This is a genomic window from Palaeococcus sp. (in: euryarchaeotes), from assembly GCF_053987695.1.
Genome location: NZ_JBMXHE010000040.1, coordinates 1 through 7807, shown reverse-complemented (window position 1 = coordinate 7807; position 7807 = coordinate 1). Strand labels below are relative to the sequence as shown.

9 protein-coding genes and 1 pseudogene are annotated in these 7807 nt (G+C 43.1%); 4 read left to right on the top strand and 6 right to left on the bottom strand.

The genetic code is table 11. The features are described 5' to 3' along the window. From ACXJGZ_RS02915 to ACXJGZ_RS02900, 4 genes and pseudogenes are all read right to left on the bottom strand, one after another. Window positions 1-100: pseudogene (locus tag ACXJGZ_RS02915) on the bottom strand (radical SAM protein); the annotation flags it as partial. A gap of 281 nt (window positions 101-381) precedes the next feature. Beyond that, window positions 382-876, bottom strand: a complete 495-nt coding sequence (gene tsaA / locus ACXJGZ_RS02910) for a tRNA (N6-threonylcarbamoyladenosine(37)-N6)-methyltransferase TrmO (RefSeq protein ID WP_456398270.1) — start codon at window positions 874-876, stop codon at window positions 382-384. An 87-nt stretch (window positions 877-963) separates the two neighbouring features. After that, complete coding sequence (locus ACXJGZ_RS02905; protein ID WP_456398269.1) at window positions 964-1485, bottom strand: DUF2250 domain-containing protein; 522 nt, start codon at window positions 1483-1485, stop codon at window positions 964-966. 63 nt (window positions 1486-1548) lie between these two features. After that, on the bottom strand, window positions 1549-1932 hold the full coding sequence (locus ACXJGZ_RS02900) for a NifB/NifX family molybdenum-iron cluster-binding protein (protein ID WP_456398268.1): 384 nt from the start codon (window positions 1930-1932) through the stop codon (window positions 1549-1551). Between the two features lie 199 nt (window positions 1933-2131). On the opposite strand from ACXJGZ_RS02900, the gene ACXJGZ_RS02895 reads away from it, so the two are divergent. Both ACXJGZ_RS02895 and ACXJGZ_RS02890 read left to right on the top strand, forming a co-directional pair. Continuing rightward, on the top strand, window positions 2132-2569 hold the full coding sequence (locus ACXJGZ_RS02895; protein WP_456398267.1) for a CGGC domain-containing protein: 438 nt from the start codon (window positions 2132-2134) through the stop codon (window positions 2567-2569). A 111-nt stretch (window positions 2570-2680) separates the two neighbouring features. Beyond that, window positions 2681-3949 (top strand): MFS transporter, encoded by a 1269-nt coding sequence (locus tag ACXJGZ_RS02890; protein WP_456321380.1) that lies wholly within the window; start codon window positions 2681-2683, stop codon window positions 3947-3949. On the opposite strand, the gene ACXJGZ_RS02885 is transcribed toward ACXJGZ_RS02890, so the two are convergent. Next, a complete protein-coding gene (locus ACXJGZ_RS02885; protein ID WP_456321381.1) occupies window positions 3936-4754 on the bottom strand; it encodes an MBL fold metallo-hydrolase in 819 nt (272 codons plus the stop codon). The genes ACXJGZ_RS02890 and ACXJGZ_RS02885 overlap by 14 nt on opposite strands. 190 nt (window positions 4755-4944) lie before the next feature. Here ACXJGZ_RS02885 and ACXJGZ_RS02880 point away from each other — a divergent pair, with 190 nt between their 5' ends. Next, window positions 4945-5715 (top strand): hypothetical protein, encoded by a 771-nt coding sequence (locus ACXJGZ_RS02880; protein ID WP_456321382.1) that lies wholly within the window; start codon window positions 4945-4947, stop codon window positions 5713-5715. Then, window positions 5669-7105 (top strand): ribonuclease FAU-1 family protein, encoded by a 1437-nt coding sequence (locus tag ACXJGZ_RS02875; RefSeq protein ID WP_456326052.1) that lies wholly within the window; start codon window positions 5669-5671, stop codon window positions 7103-7105. The genes ACXJGZ_RS02880 and ACXJGZ_RS02875 overlap by 47 nt, the downstream gene beginning before the upstream one ends. A 78-nt stretch (window positions 7106-7183) precedes the next feature. On the opposite strand, the gene ACXJGZ_RS02870 is transcribed toward ACXJGZ_RS02875, so the two are convergent. Next, complete coding sequence (locus ACXJGZ_RS02870) at window positions 7184-7435, bottom strand: hypothetical protein (RefSeq protein ID WP_456398266.1); 252 nt, start codon at window positions 7433-7435, stop codon at window positions 7184-7186. Window positions 7436-7807 lie beyond the last annotated feature (372 nt).

The window sequence follows — 7807 nt, the reverse complement described above, 5'->3', positions numbered from 1 at the left end:
GGCAGTAGACACATGCATAGGAGCAAATCTTATCAGGGATATTGTTTATCCCCAAGCTTTTGCCCAAGCGTCTTGAAGGGACTGGTCCAAAGGCTATCATGATATCACCAAAATTAGGTTGACCTAACAGGCTATAAAGATTTCTCTGTTTACGGGCATACTGTCAGGATGAGCAGTGGAGCGTTAACCGTCAAAACCTGTCAAAAAGAAAAATCAGATACTTACCTATTCTGAAAAGTCGATTGATTGGTGGAAAGTGGTATAAATCAGCGTTTAACAGTCTGGAGCTGGTTTTTTTAAGAACCTTAGAAAAGGACAAACAGAAACCGGTGTGTGTCCTTTGTGAAGTTAAGTACTGTCCAAGACGATAGCTCTTAAAGACTAATCGGCGAATCTCCCGTCATCCCTTGCCTCGGAGAGCTTGTGAACGTTCTTTTCGAGCCAGCCTATCTTTTCAACTTCTTTAATATCAAACTCTGGAACGTAAGGCTTTATGTCTAAGAGAGGCGTTCCATCCACTATATCGACGTCTTTAATGTGGAGTACATTCCCTTCAACTCCAAGGAGCCTCACTATTGAAATACCAATCGGATTAGGTCTGCTTGGAGCTCTAGTTGCAAAAACCCCATGCTCCTCATCATCCATATACGGCTTTACGATAAGCTTTCCCGGTGTGGCTAAGTGAAAGTGGTAGATTAGGATAATATGAGAGAATCTCTTAATGTCTTTCAGTCCCGGGACATATTTGGGCAAAAGTTCCACCCATCCTCTAACTCCAACAGCAGCAGATGGCTGTATTGGGACACCTTTTGGCTCTTTGAATGGAGTATGGATGATACCTATGGGTTTGTATGCTATCATTTCATATGCTATCATTTCAAAATCCCCCTTTATGAATTGGGAGGCAAAAGTTAAACATTTTTCCTTTCACTAACTCGCTCTTTGACTGGAATAACCAGAGGACTATAACTCTAAAAATTCACTGAGAAGCTTGAAAAATCGGGTCTTCTTTCCAGAGGGTGTTATAAATCTATGAAGAATGAGCTCATTTCTCAGTGTTTCACATTCTTTACCCAGCTTTTTACACACTTCTTGGAAGTCCGAGCTTCTGACAAGCATATGCACAATATCGTATCTGTTAAGGAGATCCGTGAAATATCGTTTAATCCACTCTTCATTAATTGAACGGAGAAAGAGCTCACCCTTTCGGGAGAGACGGTAATAAGTGTGGTGTTTATGCACCTCAAATGCCTTTTTGAAACGTGCTTTGCTTCTCTTCACAGCTGAACCAGAGTCCCGTTCTATCAATCCTGCTTCAAGGAGGTCGTTTATCGCATCCTTAATTAGGAACACATCCAGCTCAGTCATCTTGGCCATCATATTGGCGTAATCCACTCCAGCCTTTTTGAGATGGAGTAAGATGTAGAGATGAACTGGCAGAAGTTTAGTGCCTTGATATGAATCTTGGAACGCTTTCCCACACATCACCAAAACTCTCCCTCTTTTCTTATAAACCTAAAAAGATAGAGAACATTCAGATTCTTACTGTCACTGTTTATTCTTCTCCTGAACCTGCTCCCAGATGTTTTCAAAGTTCTCTACAATCCGCTGGAGGGCAAGTTTTAAGTCTCTTGTTCTTGTGAAGAACGCAACCTTGTTACTCTCGTCTCTTATGCGCAAGAAGTTGGGGCCCATTCTGAAAGCAGCTAGGACGTCCACATCTTTGAGCTGATTTATTATAGCTTTAAACTTTCGGGGATCACCATGCCCCTCTTCTTCCATGTCTTTGGCGCTGTTGTGTCTCTTTTCAAGGAGTTCGAATGTGCCATTTTCTCTCACCTCATAGATTGCGAAAAAGTCTGAATCTCCATAGTGGGCATCTATGAGCGTGTTATCATTTTCCATTCCGAAAGCAACCTTAAGCTTTCTCATTTCGATCCCTCCTTTTTAGGGTTACCTAACATTAGAATGATGCTTTATAAAATTTAGCCTATTAGAATACTGTTGGGATAAGGAGAGTACCCGTAAGAGAGACTATTATTAAACACGTCGCAATTATCTTGACAGTATCGTTAGGACGACCAAAAAGTTTAAGGTAAGCGAAACGTTTAGACTTTTGAAGGGATGCCAAATGGTGAAAATTGGGATTATAATTTGTGATCGCTACCGGACGTGCGCCGGGGGGAAGTGCTTCAGGGCTCTGAGAGAAAGGGAAGGTGCATTTAGCATCTACAAAGATGAAGAGGTTGAAGTTGTCGGTTACACCACATGTGGGGGCTGTCCTGGAGGAAATATTGAGTATGCACCCGCGGAAATGAAGAAAAATGGAGCCGAAGTGATCCATTTTGCAACTGGCTTTTTGGTGGGGTATCCTCCCTGTCCGTGGATAGATCACTTCAAAAAGTTCATCGAGGAGAAGTACGGCTTGAAGGTCATTCTTGGAACCCATCCCATTCCCCAGAAGTACTACACGACCCATAAAGCTCTAGGTACGTGGGATTCTCCAGAATGGGAAGAGCGTTTGAAATATGTCATGTGCGATGAAGAAACCCGCAGAAAGTATGATTGATTTCTCTTTAACTTTCTTTTCTCATTTGCATATTGATGTTCATTGAAGTCCTTCTCTTTTCAGCAACCTTTATAAATTCAAACGCCAGCGTCTGCACCTCAAGGTGAGAAAATGAGCCAGCGAATACATGCAAGTATGGTTACGAAGAGGAAGTACAGCTTCCATTATGGGATATTTAAGATTCCAGCATGGTTCTACTCATTCGTGCCCTTCAAGATAGCAACGGGAGGTGCCTCCATACTCCTTCCTCTCTATCTCCTCTCCCTTGGAGGTGGGGCGAGCGACGTGGGTGTTATGAACGCCCTCGCAAGTTTTGCATCCATGACGGGCACTCTGTTCTGGGGGAACCTCTCTGATAGGACTTTGAAAAGGAGGGTGTTCATAAGTCTGGGATTTGCAAGTACGAGTGTATTCTTGGCTCTCTTTGCAATTGTGGACAATCCCAGGGAACTAATTCTGGTTAACATGGCTTATGCATTTTTTCTCGCCACGACAATTTCCGTCCCTGTAGTTTTAGTCTTGCGGAGCGTCAGAAAGACTTATTGGGACTACGGCTTGGGCAAGTTCAATGAGATAAGTGGCTGGGGATGGGTGTTCGGTCTTGCAATTGGACTCACCCTTTCAAAATTCATCAGCATGAGCGCTTCATTCCTGCTTTTTGCTATCATAAGCTTCCCTTCAATCCTCATGGGCATGAAGAGCATCAGAGAGATACCCATTTACATTAACAGGGATGCAATAAGGACTTTCAGGAATACGGTAATTCAAAAAGCCCGCTATGCGCCGGGATTTGTACTCCACATGCCAACGAGAGACAGTTTTAAGAAGCTCTCAAAGTTCAGATCCCTCTATACATCTTTCTTTCTGCTCTGGATAGCATCCGGTCTGTACTTCTCCCAGGTGCCCGTTTTTCTAACATACAATGGCTTTACGAGGGAGGAGATCTATGCTATATCAATAGCGAACGCGGCACTTTCCGCCTTCATGTATACTCAAGTTGGAATTAAGCTAAAATCAAGAGAGAATTATGGCGTTTTAAGGAGTGGTTTGGTCATGAGGCTGGCAGCCATTCTCGCCATTCTGGGTGCGGTGTTCCTCTCAAAGTTTGCACTTCCCTTAGTTCTCCTCTCATACCTCCTAGCGGGATATTCCTGGTCGTTCATAAGCATCTCGGGCACTTCCATAGTCGGAAAGCTCGCTGGTGAAAAGGAAAAAGGAACCGCCATGGGCACCTACAATCTGGTGAATTCTTTGGGAATGATTGTGGGCAGCCTTTCAAGCGGCTTCATAGTTGAAAGCTTTGGATTTGCCAGCGAATATTCATTGGCTTTCATTTTTGTACTCCTGAGCATCCTTCCCCTTAAATCTAAAGCTCTATAACTTTGCCCGAATAGAGGGGTTCAAACCTCTCCCCGAATGCGGTCTTAAATCGTGCCGTTGCATCGAAGCCCGTGCAGTGCCCTGCATAAAATTTCCTAATGTCCATACCTTTGAATGTCTCTATAGTATCTTCTATGAGCTCCTTCTTAGCCCCCGCCAGGTGAAAGCCTCCAATTAATGCTTTTAGGGGCTTTTCTATAATTTTTTGAGCATGCATTGCTATATTCAGAATTCCACTGTGGCTGCATCCCGTTACGACCGCTACCTCCTTTCCCAGATCGAGAATTAATGAGATATCATCTTTAACCGGGTCTTTCGAAAGAGCCCCTCCCTCCAACTTATATCCAACAGCTCTATCCCAAACTTTTCGCTCTATTTCACCGCTGCTCCAAATTCCTTCCCTTATCTGAAAGGGATCTTTAACCAATATGAAATCTGCTCCCAGAGCTTCAAGTTCCTCTCTCTTGAATGGAATGCTTATATCTCTTAAATGGGGCTTTAAAGCCACTCTTTTTGTAAATATCTCCGGATGTGCAATAACCGGCAGTTTCCTTCCCTTTCTCGCCTCTAAAAGAGCCTTCAATCCTCCAGTATGGTCATAGTGTCCGTGGGTCAAGAAGAGATAGTCTATTTTCTTCGGGTTTATTTCAAGGGCGTTCATGTTTCTTAGCAGAACTTCGCCATCGACTCCTGTATCTACGAGAACCCTCATGTTCTTGTGCTCTACCAGCGCCGAAAAACCATGGGCGCCGAGAAGTCCCTTTTTAAATCCACTGTGGTTCTCCATAACTATTGTTACCTTCATGACATCACCACGGCTAAATAGTACGTTGGAGTTTAAGCATGTTTTCATTAGCTGGATACGAGTAGTTCCATTAATGTATTGTTTGGGTCTCGAAATACCCTCATCGCCAGCGTCAACAGACCTAGCAACATGGGGATTGAAGCGAAAAGTAAAAGTATATCATGGGCTAGAGATACATGGAGGGGTGGCAATGGAAATTAGTGAATTTAAGAAACTTGTGTCAAAAGCAGATGAGCTTCACCAGGAATTCGGAAAAAAATTCTCAAAGCTCTTCGAGCCGGGGATAACAAGCGATATTGAAGCATTAAAAGACATTCTACATGAGCTTTATGCTCTGGCTGATGAAAAATTTGGAACCTCATCCCAGATTTATAAAGGAGCTTTAATGTATGGACTTGAGAGGGATGCAAAGGAGCTCCAGAAGAACGAGCATCAGATGAAATTTAGGCTTGAAGAGGTTCTATCTGCACTGACTTCCGCTTTAGAGAGTTATAGTGAGAGAGCGAAGTTTAATTTAACATTCCAGAGGTTGCTCCAGTTTTACCGGGTTTATGATTATTCAGCTCATCAGGCAATTCAAAAGTTGAGTGCAGAAGTTGAGGGCTTAGTTTTAATTGGGAAAAGCGAAAAAGAGAAAAAGCTTCCAAGTGGAATACTTGACCGTATACAAAAGGTTGAAGAGCTTGAGAAAGATTTTAACAAACTCGTGAAATTCACATATTATCTGTATGCGAGTCCTTCATGGGTCCATAAAGTTGAAGAAGCTTTGAGAGAGTGGCATTCCATGGGATTACTATGGGTTGAGGCCAGAAATGTTGAGAAGAAAAGTGGTGTTGAGAGGGATAAAGCCCGCGAAATACTGGAAGGTTTGACGCTCATTGGTCTTGTGCAAAAGAAGATGAGAGGTGGTGAAGGTGTCTACAAACTCAGGGGTTTCGGTGAGGATAAGGGGAATATATAGCACAGCGCTTACGAAACTGCTCTTGGATAGGGGCTTCAGGATAAGCCAGCCCAGCAAAAAAATAGCGGAGAGGCTCAACCTGGAGAAAACATATGAGGAGTTCGATGTGGACATATACAACAAGAGGGATGAGCAGGGAATAGTTTTAGTGGGGACGAAAGTTGAAGAGGTCAAGAATATTTTGGAGGATGAGCTTATTGACGTTTTCTTCAGGAAAATGCCCTACCAGCTCTACGGGATATACAAGGGTATAGTGGTAAACAGGGATGAACAGTACATCTATGTGGATATCGGAGATGCGATAGGGACGGTTTTGATAGAGGAACTCCCCGATGCGGTTGAGGGGGATGAGGTGCTGGTGCAGGTTAAGAAGTACAATGTTCTGCCCCATTTGAGCGTTTTGCTCACCATACCCGGAGATTATGCCGTGCTGATACCCAAGCCCATTGGAGCACAAAAGCACGTAAAAATCTCCAGAAAGATAAGGGATAGGGAGGAAAGAGAAAGGCTCAAAGTTCTTGGACTCAGCATAGATCTGGGGGACTGGGGTGTTTTATGGAGGACTGCCTCCGCATATAAGGATTGGAACCTCCTGAAGGAAGAGCTCATAACACTCTCAAAACTCGCTGAGAAACTCAGGGAAGCGGATAACTATTCAGCACCGGCGAGGATCATAGAGGGAAGAAACATTTATGAGGTGGAGTTTGGAGGAGGGGCAAAGAGGAAGCTCGATGCAATTAGAAACGATGTTATTCCGACCATGGAAGGACACCATCAGTTCAAAGCCTATGACCCGGAGTTTAAATTTGCCGTGGAGATCGCGGAATCCATATTGGGGAAAGTAAAGAAGCGGAAAGAAATTAGAGATGGGTTTTTGGAGGCTGTGGTTAAGAGCAAAGGACCCAAAACGGGATGGCTCTTCCATCTGGAGCATGTGAAACCTGACGGTCAGAAAGCGAAAATCGGCCCCGGGGAAGTTGTGGAGGTTTCACTAGAGCCCCTTAGAGTTGTTATAAAGAGGCGCCTGAAGCCAGGAAGAGTTTATGATGGTCTTGAGATTCCAATTGAGTATGGAGATTATGCAATTACCGAACTCAGTGAAGGAAAATGGTGGTTCGTACATCGCTACTACACGAAGGAGGGTGAACTGAAAGGGGAATATTACAATATAAACAGTCCGATAGAGATTTATCCAGATAGGGCACGCTACATTGATTTGGAGATTGACATTGTAAGATGGCCCGATGGAAAGAAGGAGATAATCGACAAGGACGAGCTCACGCGACACTATGAGGATGGAATTATAAGCGAAAAGCTTTACAAGGCAGTTCTCAAGATAACCCAGGAGGTCTTTGACAAAATTGGAGAAGAGGACATTTTGGAGGTTTGATGCTTCCTTTTTATCTAATTTTTCAGTTCATGTTCTAATCTTTTTTCTTGATTTTTTGTGCCTTCATGTTCTTTCGATTTAAGAATTTGGGTTTTTCTCTGGTTTGGAAGTCTTTAGTAACTTTTTGTTATTGTTTAACGTGTTGTTACAAGTTTTCTTAAATTTTGTGACGAGTTTTTTTGAAGTTTTTGAATGGAAGAACCCTGGGCTTCTTTTACATGTATTCCCTGGGTAAATCAAATTTTTTGGAATTCTAAAGTTTTTTAAGGCTTTATTTCTCGTCTGGAGCTTTCCAAGAGTCTTGGAAATCCCGTGATCATTAATGTCCATGATGATGTTTGAGGCTTTTTAGGGTTTTATTCACTTGATATTCTAATGTAATGGGCTGAATTGGAAGATTCCCAGAGGACTTTCATTGGACCTCTGTCGAAAGGATTATAAGTTTTAAACCCTATACCCCTTCTGTTGGAGGTTTAGAGGAAGATTCCCCCAGGTTCCAATAAGACTCTTGGAGAATTGAAACGACGATGGGCTCAACGAGTATGCGACAATCCTCATTGGTTCCAATAAGACTCTTGGAGAATTGAAACATCTCGGGAGTTAGTAAACTGGATTATATCGACAATGTTCCAATAAGACTCTTGGAGAATTGAAACTGAGCTTTAAGCGGTTAGAGATTAAAACGCTTGAAGGGGGTTCCAA